Genomic DNA, 19,710 nt, shown 5'->3' on the forward strand with positions numbered 1-19,710 from the left:
TAATTTAGTTGACTATAATTTCCACAGGTATATTTTCGATGCGTTGGGATGTGCAATTTGGGCGAGCAATCGATGGTGACACCGGGCGTGTGATCGCGATTTCGGGGCGCGGAGAATGCTGAGCGGCAGCACGGAGGTTGTGTAGTCGCACCAGCTTCGCGAAAGCCAAGAACAATTGACGCACATCAGTGATGGCGGTTCCGCAGATGCGGAGGTTTGCCACGTTCTCAGGAACGTGGCCGGGCGATGCTTTGTCCCGGCCCGGCGGTAGCGTGTTCGGTGCGTATGAGGAAAGCATGACTAAGCTTGTCAAGGTTCTGAAACTGGAATCCGGCAGCCAAAAGGACGCCAGCCAAAGCCGACGACGCGCCCTTGTCGCCGGAGGAGCGGGATTTTTAGGTTCGCATCTGTGCGAACGTCTTTTGCGGGACGGATACGACGTTGTCGCGCTGGACAATTTCCACACCGGCAAAAGATACAATCTCAATGCCCTTCAGCGCAATCCGAGCTTCAGCTGCATCGAGCACGACATCGTCGATGCACTGCCTTCGGACCTTCAGTGCGACGAGATCTACAATCTCGCCTGCCCAGCCTCTCCGCCGCACTACCAGGCAGATCCGATCCACACCTTCAAGACAAGCGTGCTTGGCTCGCTGAACCTTCTGGAACTCGCGCGACAGAACAAGGCCAAGATATTCCAGGCCTCGACGTCCGAAGTCTATGGCGATCCCTTCGTGCATCCACAGCCCGAGAGCTACTTCGGCAACGTCAACACGCACGGGCCGCGCTCCTGCTACGATGAAGGCAAGCGCTCGGCCGAAACCCTGTTCTTCGATTATTCGAGAACCTATGGTCTCGATATTCGTGTCGCCCGCATTTTCAACACCTACGGTCGCCGCATGCAGCCCGACGATGGACGTGTGGTTTCGAACTTCATCGTCCAGGCGCTGCGCGGCGAGGACCTGACCGTCTATGGCAGCGGCCAGCAGACGCGCTCCTTCTGCTATGCCGACGACCTGATCGAGGGCTTTATCCGGCTGATGAATGCGCCAAACGCGCCCGCCCACCCGGTCAATCTCGGCAACCCTGCCGAATTCACCATCATGGAACTGGCGACGCTGGTCGTCGATTACACCAACGCCCGATCGAAGATCGTGCATCGGCCGCTGCCCGTCGACGATCCCAGGCAACGCAAGCCGGACATCTCCTTTGCCAGGGCCAATCTCGGCTGGGAGCCGAAAATCAGCTTGAGCCAGGGGCTCGCGCGTACCGTCGAGTATTTTGATACCCTGCTCTACGGAAGTCACACCGCCAGAGGAGCTGCTGCTTCATGAGCCGGCCGGCGGTCCTGGTGACGGGTGGAGCCGGCTTCATCGGCAGCCACACCTGCAAGCAGTTGGCCGCCGCCGGCTACATGCCGGTGGTTTTCGACAATCTGAGCCGCGGCAATGAGAGATCCGTCGCCTGGGGGCCGCTTGTCGTCGGCGATATCCGGGATCGGGATGCACTGCGGCGGGCGATGGAAACGCACCGGCCGACGGCCGTGATCCATTTTGCTGCGCTGGCCTATGTCGGAGAGTCCGTTCGCGAGCCGGCCGAATATTATTCGACCAATGTGACAGGCACCATCGCGGTGCTCGATGCCGCACGCGCGAGTTCGATCGAAAACATCATCTTCTCCAGCAGCTGTGCGACCTACGGCGTGCCGGAGGCGTTGCCGGTCCGCGAGACCTCCTCGCAAAATCCGATCAGCCCCTATGGGCGCTCCAAGCTGATGGGTGAACAGATCATCGGCGACTATGCGTCCGCGTACGGAATGAAATTTGCGATCCTGCGCTATTTCAACGCTTGTGGCGCCGATCCCGATGGCGAGCTCGGTGAGTGGCATTCGCCGGAAACCCATCTGGTTCCCAGAGTGCTCATGGCCGCATCGGGCATCATCGACGCGATCGAGGTTTTCGGCACCGACTACGACACGTCGGACGGCACTTGCGTAAGGGATTATATCCACGTCACCGATCTGGCCCGCGCCCACCTGAAAGCGCTCATGCATCTCGAGGGTGGCGGGCGAAGCCTTGCGGTCAATCTCGGCACAGGGCGAGGCGTCTCCATCAAGGAGATTGTCAAGGCGGTCGGCCGAATGACGTCGAGGCCGGTTCCGGCAGTGTTCAGGAGCCGACGCCCCGGAGATCCGGCGGAGCTCTACGCCGACCCGGGAAGCGCACGCGAACATCTTGGCTTTGTGCCGGAGCTTTCAGACATCGATACGATTGTCAGGACGGCCGCTCCCTTTTTCGGACTGAAGACCAGGCCCATGAAACTGCCGCCAGTGAGGGCGGCAGCGCCGGTCGTCGCCCGACGGGTCAGAGATAGCGGGGGTGACAGCTCGCGCGCTGGCCAAATCCGCTAGGGCTGCAGATATAAGGCGAGCCGCCCGAGAACGTGCTGCCATCGCCCGGATTGAACGAGATGTTCACCGGCGCCGGCGTGCTGGCTTTGATCCGTTGCGGCGGTGCAAAGGCGTAGGCACTTTCGGTCCCTATTGTGCTTGTCATCTGGATCGGAAGGTCGGCCCGGAGCGAGCGCACGAGAAATCTGGCCTGCACGGGCTGGACCGCGGGCTGACTGCGGACCGGGTGGACGATGGGCCTGATAAGGACCGAACCGGTTTCAGTTGCGTCCATACCTTGACAACCTGCAACCATAGAGCTCAGCGCCACAGCCGCGGCAATAGACACGACATTCTTGCTTGAGCGAAATACGCTCGCGGAATTTCTCATCCTCTGTCCCTTGCTATCAAGTATAAGCCAGGGGCGCATTGCGACATACTATACTTGGGCCGCTTCCACGCCGCATGAGTGACCACTCGCACATCACACGTTATATTAGATATCACTAATTATTAAATTTCATCAAAACCGTATGGCAGGCCATCGTCTTGTCGTCCGGGTGATGCAATTGAATGCGATTAAATGCGATCGGCGCGCCGATCGCCTGCCGAGCCACTCAACTATAAGCGATTCGCGGGTTCCACGACAGGCGCACGGGAAGAACAGCCAGGCCATCTCAGCGCGGCCGGAAGCGCGGCCTACTTTTTGGCATCGACCAGCTTGCGGGTCACTTCGAACTGCGCGCCCTTGGTGTCGCCTGCTTCGAATTTCTTGTATTCGTCGGAAGGATCCTCGGGAGATCGCTTGAAACCGTACCATTCCCCGTCCGGATCCTTGCGTTGCTCGATATTCCGGCCCTGAATGCGGTGGCTGTAGCAGGTGCGGTGCTGCTCGCCGGTGTAACCTTTCGATCGCCAGGCGAGCTCCATGCACATCTTGCCGTCCTTGGTCACCAGCCATCTGCCCTCCGCGACAGACGCGGTGTCCTGCCCGGACGTCCAGGCCTGGAGACGTCGATTGTCCTGCGCGAAAAAGGCCGCGCCGTTTTTCCATATCCATGTGCGGTCGGCATAAAGAAGCTGCAGCTCGTAGGCAGTTGGAGCCGGTGCGATGACCGTTCCCGCTGGTCTGCCGTCTTTGGCGGCAGCCGCATGCGCCGTTCCCGAAAGCGCCGTCTGGCCGCAGAGGGCCAGGAGAAACATGAGTTGCATACAAGTTGCGAACCGACAATGTTTGCGTCGACCGTCGACACCATGCGGTGGCAATCCGGTCAGAGCTGTCAGTACAATTGGCGTTCGCATGCCCGTTTTGCCCAAGGTAGCACTATCATCGCTCTGACAGCCGTATGAACTATTTAACAGTCGCGAGAACGGTGATGTCAACCTTTGCGAGCGGACGGACAACAACCGTTCCAGATGTGCGCATCCCGCTGTCGTCAAAATTAAGAAATGTGGCATATGCTCTGCCCAACTCTGACAATCGCACTCAAAAGCAACATCCGCAGACGTGAGGGAGGACGCGGTTTCAAATGGCGGGCGACCCGGAATTGAACCAGGCCGAAGGTCAGCAATACCGGCAGCAGTCGACCGTCCGGGAAACGACTGCTCGCAATACCGTGAGCCCCAACATGGCGATCTTGCTGGGGATACTGTTCATTGCGATCCTGTTCAGGTTCCACAACATAACCTTGCCGCTGGTCGATGCCTTCAGCTGGCGCGAAACAAGTACCGCGATGATGGCCGACAATTTCCAGCAGCGCAGCTGGAACATCTTCTTCCCCGAGGTCAGCTGGACCGGGCCCGGGCCAAGCTATCAGGGCCGCGAGTTCCAGATCGTCAGCTATCTGACCGCCATACTCTACCAACTCTTTGGCTGGCACGACTGGTTCGGCCGCATGATTGCGGCCCTTTTCGGCTTGGTGACGGTGTTTTCACTGCACAGACTAACGGCGTTATGCTGGGGCGAGACGCACGCCCACGCCGCGGCACTTGCCTATGCGCTGATGCCGGCGGCGATCATGATCGACAGCTCGTTTCTTCCCGACCCCTCGATGCTGGCTCTAGTAACCTTGGGCGTCTGGCTTTTCACGAAATACTGGACGGGAGGCAGCGCGTGGCTGCTCCCTTTCGCCACAGCCAGCTTTTCCCTCGGTGTGCTTGCAAAACCACCGGGTTTGGCTGCTGGAGGCGTCATATTCTATCTGATGGTTTGCTGGCTTTTGCAAAATCGGCGAAAGCATGCGGCCAAAGTATTCATAAGCGGACTGGTCAGCCTGTTCGTCATCGGCGCCTACTACAGCTGGGCCATTTATCTCGGGCGAACCTATCCGCCCTTTCATGTCGCGGGCAGCGGATACATCTGGGATTCTGGATTCTGGACGTTTTTCAACAACGATTTCTATTTCAAATCTGTTTGGAACACGTCGGTCTGGTGGTTTTATGGCTATCCGTTCATGATTTTGATGGCGGTCGGATTCTGGATGCCGCCCCAGCCAGTCGCGGAATCGAAAGAACGCGCTCTTTCGGCCATACCTTTCATATGGCTTGCAGCGGCCTCTGTTGTTTATCTCGCTGCGGCACGTGAGATCACGACCAATCCATGGAACTATCATATATTCCATGTGCCATTTGCGATGTTTTGCGGCCGTGGCGCGGTCGTCCTGGCGACGCTTGGAGCCAAAACCGTTCCGTCTCCTGGGATAATTCTGCGGTCGATTTGCATCGCGGCCGCTATGCTTGTCTGGTCGACTTTTCCCCTCGTCCGGACGATGAAGGCGCCCTTCGCCATGAATGGAAAGTTGCTTGGCGACGAGCTGGCGCGCAGGGCCCAACCTGGCGATCTTGTCGTGGCCATCGCTCCGGAGGTGGGAGATCCTGTCGCAGTCTATTACAGCAGGGCGCGCGGGTGGGTGTTTCCGCCTGGTGGCGGCGACGTGGAGTGGTCCAGGTTCGTCGAGGACGATGCCATCGCGATAGCACAGCTTGAGGAACTTCGCACGCAAGGCGCGGATTGGTTCGGCGTGGCAAAGGATGCCGAAGACAGTCAGAAACGGCCGTTCATCGAGCATCATGACGGGGTGATCGACTATCTCAACAAGATCGGGACCAAGCGGCTGGATTCGGACAACCTCCTGATTTATGAAATCAGCCGGCCTTGATCTGGTCAGGCCGTTGGGCTTATGGGCTGGGGATCAGGCAAACGTTGGAAATCCGGCGACGGTCAGCGACCTTGCCGACCCGCCCTCGCCTGCCCAACGCAGCAAGCTAAGCGAGACAAGCCGGCCAGCAAGGTCAAATATCTCTACGGCTGGCGGAATTCGACGGTTGCGACCGGAGGAATTGTTGAAACGAGCGATTTCGATCATTGTGACGCTGGCCCTGCTGGCCTGGCTCGCCAGCGACTCGCGCTGGCGCATGGTCGGCGACGCCTTTGCCCGCATCACGCCCGGCACCTTCGCCGTGGCGACGATCGCGTTCTTCGCCACCTATGTCTTGCGTGCGCTGCGCGTCTGCGACGAGTTCCGCGACGAGGTGCATGGCCGCTTCGGCGCCTGCCTGCGCGTCATTCTGATCCACAATGCGATGATCAACGTCGTGCCCTTTCGCGGCGGCGAGACGGCCTTTCCCCTGCTCCTGCGCCAGGTCTTCGGCATACCGATCATGCGCGCCAGCGCCTCACTGCTGTGGTTCAGGCTGCAGGACGCCTTCGTCGTCGGCGTGCTGGCCCTGGCGGTGTGGCCGGGCCTGCATCCGGCGATTAGGATTGCGGGCGGGGCCGTCTTGATCGTCGCCGCCTGGTACCTGCCGCGCTGGGCGCGTGCGCCGCATGACTGGGCCGGCCGCGGCCAGATCGTGGCGAAGCTCGGCAAGCTCCGAGATGTGTTCACCGAAGCAACCGGACGCTCGCGCTATGGCTGGTGGTGGACGATCGCGAACTGGTCGCTGAAGCTCACTGTGCAGGGATGGTTGTTGGCAATGCTGCTGGGGACATCCTTTTCGACCGCCTTTCCAGGCGTCGTTGGGGCCGAAGGAGCCGCCATACTGCCGGTGCAAGGCGTCGCCGGCTTCGGCACCTATGAAGCGGGAGCAGCGGCGGCGCTGCTCACCTCCGGAATCACGATGAAGAATGGCTTGCAGGCGGCGCTGGCGCTGCACCTGTTCATCTTCTGCTCGGCAATCGCCACGGGTGCGATCGCCTGGCTGTTTCCCTCGAAATCGACGCTGCCGGGAAATCCGGCTGTCGGACCTGCAAGGAAGCCATCCCAATGAACGTATTGCCCATCCCTGCTTCGGGACTGCCTGACGGCGCGGTAATGCCGAACCATACGCTGTCCATCGTCGTCCCCATGTACAACGAGGCCGAAAATGTCGAGCCGCTGCTGGCACGGATCCACCAGGCGATGGAAGGCTACGACCAGCCCTGGGAGGTCGTGCTGGTCGATGACGGCAGCACCGACGCGACGGTGAGCGAGATCAGGCGCCTTGCAGTGCATTACGGCTCGCATGTGCATGCGGTCGAGCTGGTGCGCAACTACAAGCAGACCGCCGCGATGCAGGCCGGCATCGACGCGGCGCGCGGCGACGTCATCGCCACGATCGACGGCGACCTGCAAAATGATCCCTACGACATTCCGCGCATGGTCTATCGCCTGCTGAGCGAGGATCTCGACCTGGTGGTCGGCTGGCGCAAGGACCGCCAGGAAGGGTTTTTCATGCGCAGGCTGCCCTCGCGGATCGCCAACGCGCTGATCGCGCGCGTCACCGGGGTGCGCCTCAAGGATTATGGCTGCAGCCTCAAGGTCTATCGCGGCAACGTCATCCGCAGCGTCAAGCTCTATGGCGAGATGCACCGCTTCATCCCGGCATGGCTGGCCACGGTGACGACCCCCAGACGCATCGCGCAGGAGGTGGTGACGCACCATGCCCGCATCCACGGCCAGTCCAAATACGGCATTTCGCGCACCTTCAGGGTCGTGCTCGATCTGGTGTTCATGTACTTCTTCATGCGCTATCGCACACGGCCGGGACATTTCTTCGGCGGCATCGGCATCGTGCTTGGCGCGCTGGGTTCGCTGATCCTTGCCTACCTGCTTTGCCTGAAGCTGTTCTTCGCCGAAGACATCGGAACACGCCCGATGCTGTTCACCGGCTTCTTCCTGCTCATCGCCGGGGTGCAGATGGTGACGTCGGGCGTGCTGGCGGAAATGCTGGCACGCGTCTATCACGAGGCGAACGGAGCATCGGCCTATGTCGCGCGGCTACGGCCGCCGGCCGGCGACAATGACGGCTGGCACGCCCCGGGCCGAGCATCGTGACCTGATTGGAATGCCACGGAGGTCCGCGCCTAACGAACGCATGGCGGTCGGAGGGCAAGAGGCAAAGCGCAACGTCTGCGCAAACCTCTCGCCCTCCACTCGCGCCCCCCGGCAAAGACCCGGCAGCAGTCAAATCGGCCGCGCTTCAGGTCTGATGGCTTAGTAACGCGAACGGCAGCTGGCGCGCTGGCCGAAACCGCTCGGACCACATATCCAGGGCGAATGACCCAGCAGCGGGCCGCCATTGCCCAGACTGTAGGAGACCTTCACCGTCGCCGGCCTGCCGACCCGCTGCGGCCGCACGAAGGCCGCATAGGCCTCCTCCCTCGTACGCGTCACGTTGGTCATCTTGGTGAGCGGTTTGCGGTTGATCAGATGCAGCCGCTTGTCCTTGGCGTAGTGCACCCTCTGGCCGAGCGAATGAACCACGGGCTTGGTGCCGATCGAGCTCGTCTTGGTGGCATCCATGCTTTGGCAACCGGACATCATCGAGATCAATGCAACCGCGGCAAATGCACAGGCATGTTTCTTGCCGAGCCTTGCCCCTCTTTCCATTATTTTGTTCATCGCTATCCCCTGCCATGAAATACAAGTCGCTGGAGCGCGGAGATATATTGCTCTTATTTGCTTTCCGCACCACGCGAGTGACCCATCGCCACTCACATCATGGGCTGTATATTAGGGGAGACTTATTAAATATCATGCAAACGATATGATGAGCGCGGTCTTTCGGCACTCGACCGGATATTATTAAAATTTGACCTTTTGGGCTCGTGCCTGGCCCTGCTACAGCTTGCCGGCCGGCTATCAAGGCAAATGCGGTTCAGGGGAGTTGTTTGCGCACGGACGCCTGTCGGCGTCAGCGTGGCGGATTCCAGGCGGGGTCAAGATGGAATGTGCGGGTTCCGCTCCCGCCGCGCCCGGCTCCGGAAACCGGGTAGGCCACGCTGACGATGCGCATACCGCCTGCCCCCTGCTGGAGCCCATATATGCCTTCCAGGCCGCGGTCACAGAACGCGGCGCCCGGGACGAAGAGCGCAACGCCAGCGAGCGAGGCCTGCAAGGTGAGTTTCGCGGCATTGCAACGCAACGAAATTTTGTTCTCCACGAGGTGCCTGGTGATGATCACGACCACAAGCAATCCGTAGACGAACGCATTGAAGGCAGCGAACCAGTAGAAGCCGGTGGCGTCCGAGGCGCGGTCTACAAGAAGGACCGGCAGCGAAGCTCCCATTGCAAGCACCACATAGGGAACAATAACGCGGGCAGGCAGCAGGTTTTTCGGGCCGCTGCCCTTGGGGGTAACGCGAAAATCGACGAACGACTTGGTCAGATAATCGCGGATCGACGACAGCGTGCCCGCCAGCACCCACGGCCAACGAGCGAAGAATGAGAACAACATTCCCTCCCAACTGATCGTCTTGGCGGTCAGTGGGCGCGACAGCCCGAAGGACTTCAACAGCATCACCAGCACAATCAGCGAAATCGAGTTCGGCGCATAGTATAGAAGGAAGTCAATATACGTCACATTGGCGAAATTCTGACCCGTAAGAAGCGCGTATATCGGCATGATGTACATGAGAAGCGAAAATACGGCGAAAAGCGGATACCAGAGCTGGCGAAACAGGAACTGGAATTTCAGCCGTGGCGATACCTTGGAAAGGTATATGGGCGAGTATTCGAGCATGATCGTCATCAGGCTCCGCGACCACTGGAATTCTTGCGTGACAAGATCGGCAAAGGTTTGCGGGCCGTCGCCATGGGCAATGGCGTCTATGGCATGCACACCGCGCCAACCAGCCGCAATGAACAGCATGGACGTCGAGTGATCTTCGGCCAGTTCCGGGCCAAGGCCGCCGACCTGCTTGAGCGCTGAGGTTCTCACGGCATAGTGCGAGCCGATGCAGAGCGGCGTTCCGTCGCCCGTGTGGCCGGACTGCAAAGGTCCGTGGAACATCCCTTCCGGGAACAGCCGGCCGCGTGCCGACCAGCTTTCAGCGGCATTGTTGTCGCATATGCTCGGCGCCGATACATAGCCAACCGCCGGGTCGGCAAAGGCGACCAGGATTTCCCTGAGATAGGTTGGTGTCGGGACGTGGTCCGCGTCCATCTGAGCGACGAAGTGATAGCGTTCATAACCATAGTGGTCGTAGAAGAAGGCCAGGTTTCCCTCTTTGCAGCGCGTCCGGCGGGGCCACACCTTGCGGTGATAATCTTCCCGCCCGCGCCGCGTCGAAATCATGACGTTATGGGCATCGCACCAGGCAATCGTTTCCTCGGACGGGTCCTCGTCGGCCAGCCAGGTATCATGCGGACAGTCCTGCGCCAGCATTGCCTCGAGGGTTCGCGCAACCACGGAAAACGGCTCTGACGGAGCCTTGGTCACCACCATCGCGACACGCGAATGCTTCGGGATCGTGTGAAGCCTGGACGGCTTTTTCATCGCATGCACGTTCAAGAGAAAATACATCGGCATGAATGTCAGCCATACGAGCGTCAATGTCGCCAGCATGTATGGGATGACGTGTTCGATGTGCCCGGGCTGCAGCCACCAGAACCAGAAAAATCCGAACGTTACCGACCAGCAGGCAAGTCCCAGCTTCCAGATCCGCTTCTGGGCGGCCGACAGCACGGGCACCAGAAAAGGAGGCTTCTCCGCCGCCTTCCCCCGAGCTGCCCCACGCCCCCGTTTCGGCATGGTCTTACTGCCGATGATCCCCACGTCCGCGGAAACACTCATACACTTAACGCCGCCACCCGAGCATCAGCCAAACGACGGCCGATGAGCCTAACCCAGCAGCAGAATCCGCTCAGGCATCCTTAGAGTCAACTAAATTAGTTATTTCTTAACTATGGTTCTTCAGAACTGGTTAAGGATAGTCCGGTGGAACAGTTTCCACCGACCAGCACGTGAACGATGAGCCGCAAATTTTTCAGCGCTGGAGAATTCGCCGATGGGCCAAAGCTGTCCGGCAAGGATCGAACTTTGAGAGCAGCGTTAACCATGTCGCGCGCACATGGTTAAGCAACCGTTAATTGCACTTGACTCTTGGTCGCGACCGGCTCTTAAATTAGCCAGGGATGATATATCGGGATATTGACGCGAATTTGTGAGTATCGCGGCGAACTTTCTCTCGAGCGCCCCCTGTATAGGGCCTTGAGAGATAATTTTTTGGGTGGCTCTGTGTCAGGTTTCGCACATCCGCCAACGGGTCGCTCCGAAATCCCGCAGATTCTGCCAAATAGAGCCGATCGGTTTTGGGTAATCGTGTCGATCAAGCATCGATGCGCACGGGCGAAGCCTTAACTTCCGCAAGAGGTTGGGGCCATGGGAGATCGACATGAAACACTCCACAGTAAAAGCACTTGCAATCGCGCTGGCATTGGGCGGAAGCGCCGCGTTCCCCACGGCAGGAGGCGCTGGCTCAGTAGCCGCGACGGACCCCGTCCAGACGAGCAGCGCCGCCTCGGCGTTCGGATCCTACGATCCCTACGGCGACTTCAGCGCCGACAAGAGCGCCAGCATCGAAGAGCTGTTCCTGCCCTGGGAAGACGTCGATCTGTCGACGCTGCCACTCGCCGACGCCTATGCGCTGCAGCGCGGCCGTTCGCTGCTGATCACGGTTGAGCCGTGGACCTGGTCCAAGGACTGGCGCATCACCCCGCCCGAATTGCGCGACGGCATTTTGAGCGGCAAATATGACGCCAACATGCAGGCGATCTGCGACCTGGTGGGACAGATGAAGAGCCCGGTGACCATTCGCTGGGCGCAGGAAATGGAAGACAAGAACGGCCGCTTCACCTGGGCCAACTGGGCTCCCAAGGACTGGATCTCCGCTTACAAGCGCGAAGTCGACATCTGCCGCAAAGCTGCCCCCGCAGCCAAGTACATGTGGTCGCCCAAAGGCGAAGAGGGTTTGGAAAAATACTACCCCGGCGACGACTATGTCGACGTCATCGGCCTGTCGGTGTTCGGTCTGCAGAAAAAAGATGATGACGAGACCGGCCGCGACCGCACCTTCGCTGAGCTGCTGAAGCCCGGCTATGACCGCGTTGCAGTGTTCAACAAGCCAATCATCGTTGCGGAACTCGGCTATGTCGGAAAGCAGGACTATGTCTCGAAATGGCAGGAAGATTCCCGCAAATCCTACGCGGAGTTCCCGGCGCTGACTTCGGTTGTCTACTTCAACCAGAAGGAAGTGTGGCCGTGGCTGGGTGGCTATGGTCTGCCCGACTGGAGGGTGACCCAGCACGTCCTGCCGTAGACGCATCGTGCTGATCGACCCCGACGCGATCGGGATCGACTTCCAATCTCCTTGTTTGATCGTGATCCATCCCGAACCAGCGGTTCGGGATGAGGATTGAGGCGTGGCGTAAATCAGTCTGTGGAGAAGTTTCGTGAAGCGGGTAGTGGGAAATTATCTTGGAGCGGCATTCGCCTGCTCCGTTCTTGTTCTTGCCTTCCAGGCTCCTGCGACAGCCAAGACGGCGATGAAAATCGCCGAGCAGGCTCAAGAGGCCACAGCGGTTCCTGACGAAGGCGTCTACCAGATCTATCAGAACCATTCGTGGCTGTGGGGCAAGAAGGGCGCCGGCTTCTTTGCCGTCAAGCAGAGACAGTTCGAGTCCTGGACCCACGACAAAGGCAAGTCGGGCTATGGCGACGGCATGTGGTTCATTCCCGGCGGCGGCAAGCTGTGCTGGCGTGCGCAATGGCACGGTTCCTGGGGCGTGAAGGGCTCGATGACCTGCTTCGAGCACCGCCAGGCTGGCAAAGTAATCTACCAGCGCAAGGCTCCGGATGGCGACTGGTATGTTTTCAAGAGATTGAAACACGGCGACTACGTCACCCGGAAACAGAACCGGATCAAGGCAAGACTGTAGGATCGTGTCATCCGCCACAAGCGGCTGGTCTACGCCTTGCGCTCCCAGCGGCGATCTGGCGTCTGTTGCCAGTAGGTGACGTCGTGGCCAGCGCTCTTCATCACCTTCCAGTGTCCTCGCGCCGCCTCGAGCTGGGCGGCATCGTGGCCATCGAACAGGAACACCGCGCGCTCGTAGCCGCCAAGGTCAGGCGGCACCGCGCCGTCGACCAGGAACCTTATCTTGGCGTCGTTGGGATTGCCGTCGCCGGTGGTCAACAGAATCGGCTGTTCGCCGGGATGAGCCTCACGATCGGTTGCGTGCGCCAGGAACGAATCGTCGCGGAAGGTCCAAAGATGCTGGTCGAGCGCATCGCGGCGTTCCTCGGTGCCTGTCTGCACCACGGCGCGCCAGCCACGGTCGACGCTGCGCTCCAGGAGGCCTGGCAGCGCATCCTCCAGCGTCGATTCGGTCAGGTGGTAGAACAGAACGTCGGCCATCGCTTCAGCCTATAGTGATCGAACCCGTTCACTGCTCATAGTTATCGCGCACCAGCCGGTCGAGCAGCCTGACGCCGAAACCGGAACCCCACGACTGGTTGATCTCGTTCGACGGCGCCCCCATCGCCGTGCCGGCTATGTCGAGATGAGCCCATGGCGTGTCCTTGACGAAGCGCTGCAGAAACTGCGCCGCGATGGTGGCGCCGCCAAAACGGCCGCCGATGTTCTTCATGTCGGCGTTCTTGGAATCGATCAGCTTGTCGTATTCGGCGCCGAGCGGCATGCGCCACAGCCGTTCCTGAGTCGCCTGCCCCGCCACCGACAATTTTTCGGCCAGTTCGTCATTGTTGGAAAACAGGCCGGCATAATGTTGGCCGAGCGCCACCATGATGGCGCCGGTCAGCGTCGCCAGATTGACCATGAATTTCGGCTGGAAGCGGTCGTTGCAGTACCACAACGCATCGGCCAGCACGAGGCGGCCCTCGGCGTCGGTATTGAGCACCTCGATGGTCTGGCCCGACATCGAAGTGACGATATCACCGGGACGCTGGGCATGACCGTCGACCGCATTTTCGACCAGTCCGATGATACCGACGACATTGGCTTTCGCCTTGCGGGCCGCCAGCGCATGCATCAGGCCGGTAACGGCGGCGGCGCCGCCCATGTCGCCCTTCATATCCTCCATGCCCGAGGCCGGCTTTATGGAATTGCCGCCGGTGTCGAAAGTGACGCCCTTGCCGACGAAGGCGATCGGGCTGTCCTTCGGCTTGCCGCCGTTCCACTGCATGATCGCCATGCGGGCGCCGCGTGGCGAGCCTTGCGCGACACCGAGCAGCGAGCCCATGCCGAGCTTCTTCATTTCCCTCTCAGCCAATATCTCGACCTTGACGCCGAGTGCCTCGAGTTCCTTGGCGCGGGCAGCGAACTCGACCGGCCCAAGCACGTTTGCCGGTTCGTTGACGAGGTCGCGCGCCAGAAGGACGCCGTCGATCACCGCCTCGGCATCGGCGAAGGCCTTCTTCGCAGCGGCCGGATCGGCGGTATGGATGGTCACCTTGACCGGCTTCTTCGGCTCTGCCTTGCCGTCGTCCTTGTCCTTCCTGGTCTTGTACTTGTCGAAGGAATAGCTGCGCAGGAGAATGCCCGCGGCAAGGCTTGCCGCGTCCTTCGCGCTCGGCGAGGCGCCGACCACATCGAGGACTACCGCTACCTCGGTCGCCTTGCGCAGCGACGCGGAAACGGTGCCGCCAAGCTTCAACCACGCATATTCGTCCAGTCCCGACACCTTGCCGGTGCCTATCGCCACCAGTCTGTCGAGCGACGCTCCCTGCGGGGCCAGAACTTCCACCGTGCTGGCGAACTTGCCCGTGAACTCAGCCACGGGAAAAGCCCGCTCCAGTGTCTTGCCGGGATCACCGGCCTTGGCGACGTCGCTGAGGCCGCCCTCATCCGCCGCGAGCACGAAGACCGTGCCCTTCTTGTTCACCGCGCTCTGGGACCCGGAAAATTTGGCGAAGGCGATCGACGGTCTTTGATTCATCATGTCCTGCTTTCAGGGAATGCGCGACTTTTGGGGAAGCGGTTCGAAACGATGCGCGACATTTGGTCGTTTTCCGGCATTTGGCAAGACTTTGCCGAATTGGCATCCCATATGACCTATGGAATCGATGACGATTCGTCGCGGCACGGCCCCGCTTTTTGCCGCAACTTGTTGTTAACCATCGATGTTCGCCCTTTCTTATCCATTCCCGCCGACACTCCGCCCAGCCGGGGGGCGTGATGTGGGACAGAACCCGGATAGACCATCTGATGAGCCAGTTGTGCAGGCGCTGCCGGACAGCTACCTTGTTCGGCGGCATGATGCCGTTCGAAAAAATCGAGAAAAGCCTTCATGAAGGTCGTTGAACGCTACATCATGCGCCGCGCTTTCGTGGTCTTCATGGCCGCTCTTGTGTGGACGCTGGCGATCGTATGGACGACGCAGGTGCTGGCAAAGATCGATCTGGTCACCGACAGCGGCCAGTCGGCGCTGACCTTCTTCGAAGTCGCCGCCCTCATCCTTCCGTCCATGATCCCGATCGTAGTGCCTTTTGCGCTGGTGGTGGCGGTCGCACAGACACTCAGCGTCATGAATTCGGATTCCGAACTTGCCGTCGTCAACGCCGCGGGGGCCTCGCGCTGGACGATCGTGCGGCCGATCATGTTGCTGGCGCTCGCCGCAGCTGTTTTTTCCTTTGCCGTCGACAACGGCATCGATCCTTACGCACGGCAGAAGAACCGGGCCCTGGTGGCATCGTCACGCGCGGATCTGTTGTCGCTGATCATCCAGGAAGGTACCTTCCGCAAGATCGACGACGGGTTGTTCCTGCAGGTCGGCGAGCGCCTTCCCAACAATCGGCTGGGCGGCATTTTCGTCGCCGATTCGCGCGAAGAAGGCGTCAACCTCGTCTACTACGCCAAGACCGGCAGCATCATCGAACGCGGCGGTGAAAAGGTGCTGATGATGAATGACGGCGTCATCCATCGCAAAACGCTGACCGGCGATCTCTCCGTCATCCGCTTCACCTCCTATGCCTTCGACATGTCGGCCTTCATGGCGGCGGCTTCAGCGGTGACGCTCCTGCCCAAGGACCAGACGACGCAGTACCTGCTCAACCCGAGCGCCAATGACAAGTATTATCAGCAGAGCCCCTACGAATACCGGGCCGAAGTCAACCAGCGGTTCTCGGAATGGACCTATTCCATGGTTTTCGCGCTGATCGCGCTTGCGGTCGCCGGGGATGCGCGCTCGCACCGCGAGGCGCGCGTCAATCCGCTGATCACGGCGATCACGATATCGCTGTTCGTGCGTTGGCTGGGCTTTTTCGCCGCCAGCAAGGCGGACGAGATCCCGCAATATGCCTATATGGTCTATGGTGTGCCGATCGTGGCTTCCGCGGTGGCGATCTGGTTCATCGTCTCGAACCGGACACTGGAACTGCCCGTGACCTGGGCGGACTGGATGACAAACTTCGCCTCGCGCATCGCTGACAGCTGGAATGCTTTCAAATTGCGTTTGTCCAGGCGCGGCGCATCAGGGCAAGGGGTCGGCTGATGGGCTGGACACTGGGCCGCTATTTCTTCTTCCGCTACGTGACGATCACCATCTGGTTCTTCATCGGCCTCCTGGCGCTGGTGTTCCTGATCGATTTCACCGAGCTGTCCGGCCGCACCACCGGCCTGCCCGGCTTCACCTACGGCACGGCGGTAGCCATTTCAGGCCTCCGTATGCCGATGATCATGCTGCAGACGGTGCCGTTCGTCGGTCTCTTCTCGGCGATGGCGACGCTGGTGTCGCTGAACCGGCGCTACGAGCTGGTCATCGCGCGTTCCGCCGGTGTTTCCGCCTGGCAGTTCCTCTTGCCCTGCTGTATCGGAGCCTTGCTGTTCGGCGTCCTGTCGGTTGGCGTCATCAATCCGCTCGCCGCGCACGCATTCTCCTGGTCCGAGCAGATCGAAACCCAGCTGCGTTCCGGCAAATCGAATACGGTCTCGGCCGATGCCGCGCCCTGGATCCGGCAGAAAACCAGTTCGGGGGACACCATCATCGGTGCGCGGGCCATCCTGAACCAGGGCCTGGAAATGGCCGATGTCGTATTCTTCATTCTCGACCCGCAAGGCAACATCGTCGAGCGCAAGGATGCTGCCCGTGCCTTCCTGCGCGACGGCTATTGGGAATTGCAGGACGTCAAGACGTTCCAGAACGGCACGATCCAGGCATCGGCAACCGATCGCGTACCGACCAATCTGAAGCCCGAATTCGTGCAAGAGCGGCTGGCGCGCCCGGAAACCATCCCCTTCTACGACCTGCCCGGAAAGATCGAGGTTGCCCGCTCCTTCGGCCTCAAGGCAAATGCCTTTGCCATGCAGTTTGATTCGCTCGTGGCGTTGCCGTTCCTTCTCGTCGCCATGACGCTGATCGCGGCAACGGTTTCAATGCGATTTGCTAGGATGGGGCAGTCGGCGACGATGATTCTGGGTGGCATCATCGCTGGCTTTCTGCTTTATGTCGTTTCGGTTCTGGTGAAGGCATTCGGCGTGGCGGGATTCGTGCCGACTGTCGTAGCCGCCTGGGTACCGGTCATGGTGGCTATGTTCTTCGGGGTGACTTTCCTGCTATACAAGGAAGACGGCTAGTGAGGGAGGCGTTTTTGCCCAGCAACAGGCAGGCCGGTTTGGCGCGCCTCTATGCGGCGACCGCCTTGGCGTGCGTGCTTGCCTACGCCGTTCCGGCACCGGCGCTTGCGCAGGACGTCGGCGACATGGCGACATCGGTTCCGTCCGGCTCGCAAATGCTGCTGGCGGCCGACACGCTGGTCTATAACAACGACAACCAGACCGTGACCGCCGTTGGCGGCGTGCAGATCGACTATGGTGGCAATCGCCTTGTCGCCCAGCGGGTCGAGTACAACCGCAACACCAAGCGAATGGTCGCAAGCGGTAACGTCGAAGTCATCAACAGCGACGGTACCAAGATCAATTCGCAGCATATCGACATCACCGATGACTTCGCCGACGGCTTCGTCAACGCGTTGCGGGTCGAAACCATCGACAAGGCCTATTTCGCCGCCGAAAGCGCCGAACGCATGGGCGGCGTGCTGACCACCTTCCACAATGGCGTCTACACCGCCTGCGAGCCGTGCGAGGATAAGCCGGACAAAGCGCCGACCTGGCGCGTCAAGGCCAAGAAGATCATCTGGAACGGCGAGAAGAAGACGGTTCGCTTCGAGAATGCGAATTTCGAGTTCTTCGGTTTTCCGCTTGCCTATCTGCCTGCATTCGAAATTGCCGACCCGACGGTGAAGCGCAAGAGCGGCTTCCTGATCCCGAGCATCATCTACAAGAGCGATCTCGGCGTCGGCGTGAAAGTCCCCTATTATCTTGCATTGGCGCCGACCTACGACCTGACCGTCACCGGCACCGGCTATACCAAGCAGGGTTTCCTCGGTGAGGCCGAGTGGCGTCAGCGCTTCAACAATGGCGAGTACAGCTTGAAGATCGCCGGGATACACCAGCAGAATCCCGACGCTTTCCTCGACACCACTGCCTTCCCCTCCAGCTCTGGCCACAACGTCAATTCGGGCAGCGCCGGCGATCCCAACAAATTCCGCGGCATGATGGGTACCCAGGGGCAGTTCGCCATCAACTCACGCTGGAACTTCGGCTGGGACGTGCTGCTGCAGACCGACAAGAATTTCTCGAACACCTACGGCATCGAAAAGTACAATAGCAGCGTCCACCAGTCGTCGGTCTACTTGACGGGCCTCAACGGCCGCAACTATTTCGACGTGCGCGCCATGCATTTCGATGTGCAGGAAGATACACCTGACGACAACGCCTCTGCACGAAGCGGACAACAGCCCTGGGTGCTGCCGTCGCTCGACTACGCCTATATTCCTGATGCGTCGGTGGCCGGCGGCCAGCTGTCGCTCAACGTCAACGCGCGTGTCATCCGCCGCGACGAACTCGATGACACTTTCTCCACCCCCATACAGCGTGTCCCTGGTATCGAAGGCGAATCGGGCCGTCTCACCGCCGAGGCCGAGTGGAAGCGGAGCTTCGTCACTGATGGCGGGCTGGTGCTGACGCCATTGCTCGCACTGCAGGGCGACGTCGACTACCTCAATGCGTCATCGGCTTCGCTCACTGCCATTAACAATATGGCAGCAAATTTGAACGAGCAGGCCGATATGCGCTCGTCATTTGCCCGTTACATGGCAACCGCAGGCCTCGAGATGCGTTGGCCGGTGCTGTTTTCCATGGCTAGCGGGTCCAGCCATGTCATCGAACCGATGGCACAGGTCTTCATGCGTCCGAACGAGCAATATGTCGGCGGCCTCTCAGTGCCCAACGAAGACGCCCAAAGCATGGTCTTCGACGCGACCACCTTGTTCGAACGCGACAAGTTCTCCGGTTACGACCGCGTCGAAGGCGGTTCGCGCGCCAATGTCGGCTTCCGCTATTCCGGCTCCTACAACAATGGCTGGGGCACCAATGCCATTTTCGGCCAATCCTATCAGATTGGCGGCGAGAACTCGTTCGCCGCGCCGGATTTGGTGAATGTCGGCGCAAACTCCGGCCTCGACACGACCAAGTCCGACTATGTCGGCCTGTTCGGCATCAACAGCCCCAACGGCTTCGCGGCCTCGGTCAGCGGCCGTTTCGACGAACAGAGCTTCGAGATCCGCCGCGCCGAGGTGAAGGCCGCCTATTCCGGCCTGCCTGTGTCGCTGAGCGCCAAATACGCCTTCATCCAGGCCCAGCCGCTGTACGGCTTCACCACCGACCGCCACGAAGTCACGCTTGGTGCATCCACGCATCTGGCCGAAAACTGGCGCGTGTTCGGCACAGGAACCTACGACCTGCAGCAAAGCCTGCTGGTCAAGGATGGTGTCGGCTTCGCCTACAACGATTCCTGCTTCACTTATTTGATGACCTACTCGCAGTCGCGCGATCTGAACACCAGGGAGGTGTCGCAGACCATCGGCTTCAATCTGTCGTTCCGCACCCTCGGCGATTTCGGCTCGTCGACCAGTGCCGTCGACACGATCCAGTAACAATCGGCGACATCGTTTCGCCGCATAGGGCTGGCACGGATTTCGCG

At 60.2% G+C, this 19,710-nt stretch carries 15 protein-coding genes; 10 read left to right on the forward strand and 5 right to left on the reverse strand.

Annotated features, from left to right (window positions below):
* Nucleotides 1–296: 296 nt before the first annotated feature.
* Together LB559_RS04030 and galE are read left to right on the forward strand one after the other, a co-directional pair.
* Nucleotides 297–1,334 carry a UDP-glucuronic acid decarboxylase family protein gene (locus LB559_RS04030; RefSeq protein WP_024504301.1) on the forward strand — a complete coding sequence of 346 codons (1,038 nt, stop codon included), beginning with the start codon at nucleotides 297–299 and terminating at the stop codon, nucleotides 1,332–1,334.
* Nucleotides 1,331–2,410, forward strand: coding sequence for a UDP-glucose 4-epimerase GalE (galE, locus tag LB559_RS04035; RefSeq protein ID WP_027162716.1), 1,080 nt, complete (start codon nucleotides 1,331–1,333; stop codon nucleotides 2,408–2,410). The genes LB559_RS04030 and galE overlap by 4 nt, the downstream gene beginning before the upstream one ends.
* A gap of 678 nt (nucleotides 2,411–3,088) precedes the next feature.
* Here galE and LB559_RS04040 read toward each other — a convergent pair.
* Nucleotides 3,089–3,706, reverse strand: coding sequence for a DUF995 domain-containing protein (locus LB559_RS04040; protein WP_224673073.1), 618 nt, complete (start codon nucleotides 3,704–3,706; stop codon nucleotides 3,089–3,091).
* Between the two features lie 212 nt (nucleotides 3,707–3,918).
* Here LB559_RS04040 and LB559_RS04045 point away from each other — a divergent pair, with 212 nt between their 5' ends.
* The 3 genes from LB559_RS04045 to LB559_RS04055 all read left to right on the forward strand — a co-directional run bounded on the left by LB559_RS04045 (nucleotide 3,919) and on the right by LB559_RS04055 (nucleotide 7,704).
* Nucleotides 3,919–5,547, forward strand: a complete 1,629-nt coding sequence (locus LB559_RS04045; RefSeq protein ID WP_224673074.1) for an ArnT family glycosyltransferase — start codon at nucleotides 3,919–3,921, stop codon at nucleotides 5,545–5,547.
* A 184-nt stretch (nucleotides 5,548–5,731) separates the two neighbouring features.
* Complete coding sequence (locus LB559_RS04050; RefSeq protein WP_224673075.1) at nucleotides 5,732–6,658, forward strand: lysylphosphatidylglycerol synthase transmembrane domain-containing protein; 927 nt, start codon at nucleotides 5,732–5,734, stop codon at nucleotides 6,656–6,658.
* Nucleotides 6,659–6,702: 44 nt separating this feature from the next.
* Nucleotides 6,703–7,704: a glycosyltransferase family 2 protein gene (locus LB559_RS04055; protein ID WP_224673111.1), complete on the forward strand. Its 1,002-nt coding sequence runs from the start codon at nucleotides 6,703–6,705 to the stop codon at nucleotides 7,702–7,704.
* Between the two features lie 159 nt (nucleotides 7,705–7,863).
* On the opposite strand, the gene LB559_RS04060 is transcribed toward LB559_RS04055, so the two are convergent.
* Nucleotides 7,864–8,271, reverse strand: a complete 408-nt coding sequence (locus LB559_RS04060; protein WP_013532500.1) for a hypothetical protein — start codon at nucleotides 8,269–8,271, stop codon at nucleotides 7,864–7,866.
* A gap of 292 nt (nucleotides 8,272–8,563) precedes the next feature.
* A complete protein-coding gene (locus LB559_RS04065; protein WP_224673076.1) occupies nucleotides 8,564–10,444 on the reverse strand; it encodes a glycosyltransferase family 2 protein in 1,881 nt (626 codons plus the stop codon).
* Between the two features lie 601 nt (nucleotides 10,445–11,045).
* Here LB559_RS04065 and LB559_RS04070 point away from each other — a divergent pair.
* Both LB559_RS04070 and LB559_RS04075 read left to right on the forward strand, forming a co-directional pair.
* Complete coding sequence (locus tag LB559_RS04070; RefSeq protein WP_013532502.1) at nucleotides 11,046–11,969, forward strand: glycoside hydrolase family 26 protein; 924 nt, start codon at nucleotides 11,046–11,048, stop codon at nucleotides 11,967–11,969.
* A 133-nt stretch (nucleotides 11,970–12,102) separates the two neighbouring features.
* Nucleotides 12,103–12,588: a DUF995 domain-containing protein gene (locus LB559_RS04075; RefSeq protein ID WP_013532503.1), complete on the forward strand. Its 486-nt coding sequence runs from the start codon at nucleotides 12,103–12,105 to the stop codon at nucleotides 12,586–12,588.
* Nucleotides 12,589–12,617: 29 nt separating this feature from the next.
* Here the strand turns inward: LB559_RS04075 and LB559_RS04080 are convergent, their stop codons facing one another.
* Both LB559_RS04080 and LB559_RS04085 read right to left on the reverse strand, forming a co-directional pair.
* Nucleotides 12,618–13,067: a DNA polymerase III subunit chi gene (locus LB559_RS04080; RefSeq protein ID WP_013532504.1), complete on the reverse strand. Its 450-nt coding sequence runs from the start codon at nucleotides 13,065–13,067 to the stop codon at nucleotides 12,618–12,620.
* Between the two features lie 28 nt (nucleotides 13,068–13,095).
* Complete coding sequence (locus tag LB559_RS04085; protein ID WP_224673112.1) at nucleotides 13,096–14,607, reverse strand: leucyl aminopeptidase; 1,512 nt, start codon at nucleotides 14,605–14,607, stop codon at nucleotides 13,096–13,098.
* A gap of 351 nt (nucleotides 14,608–14,958) precedes the next feature.
* Here LB559_RS04085 and lptF point away from each other — a divergent pair, with 351 nt between their 5' ends.
* The 3 genes from lptF to LB559_RS04100 are packed head-to-tail and all read left to right on the forward strand — an operon-like array spanning nucleotide 14,959 to nucleotide 19,663.
* The gene (gene lptF, locus LB559_RS04090; protein ID WP_224673077.1) at nucleotides 14,959–16,161 is read left to right on the forward strand and encodes an LPS export ABC transporter permease LptF; all 1,203 of its coding nucleotides are present in this window, start codon (nucleotides 14,959–14,961) and stop codon (nucleotides 16,159–16,161) included.
* A complete protein-coding gene (gene lptG / locus LB559_RS04095) occupies nucleotides 16,158–17,243 on the forward strand; it encodes an LPS export ABC transporter permease LptG (protein WP_174299091.1) in 1,086 nt (361 codons plus the stop codon). The genes lptF and lptG overlap by 4 nt, the downstream gene beginning before the upstream one ends.
* A complete protein-coding gene (locus tag LB559_RS04100) occupies nucleotides 17,243–19,663 on the forward strand; it encodes an LPS-assembly protein LptD (RefSeq protein WP_064993142.1) in 2,421 nt (806 codons plus the stop codon). Before lptG ends, LB559_RS04100 begins: the two co-directional genes overlap by 1 nt.
* The last annotated feature ends 47 nt before the right edge of the window (nucleotides 19,664–19,710 follow it).

The sequence above is a fragment of the Mesorhizobium sp. BR1-1-3 genome, from assembly GCF_020165455.1.
Taxonomy (GTDB): domain Bacteria; phylum Pseudomonadota; class Alphaproteobacteria; order Rhizobiales; family Rhizobiaceae; genus Mesorhizobium; species Mesorhizobium ciceri.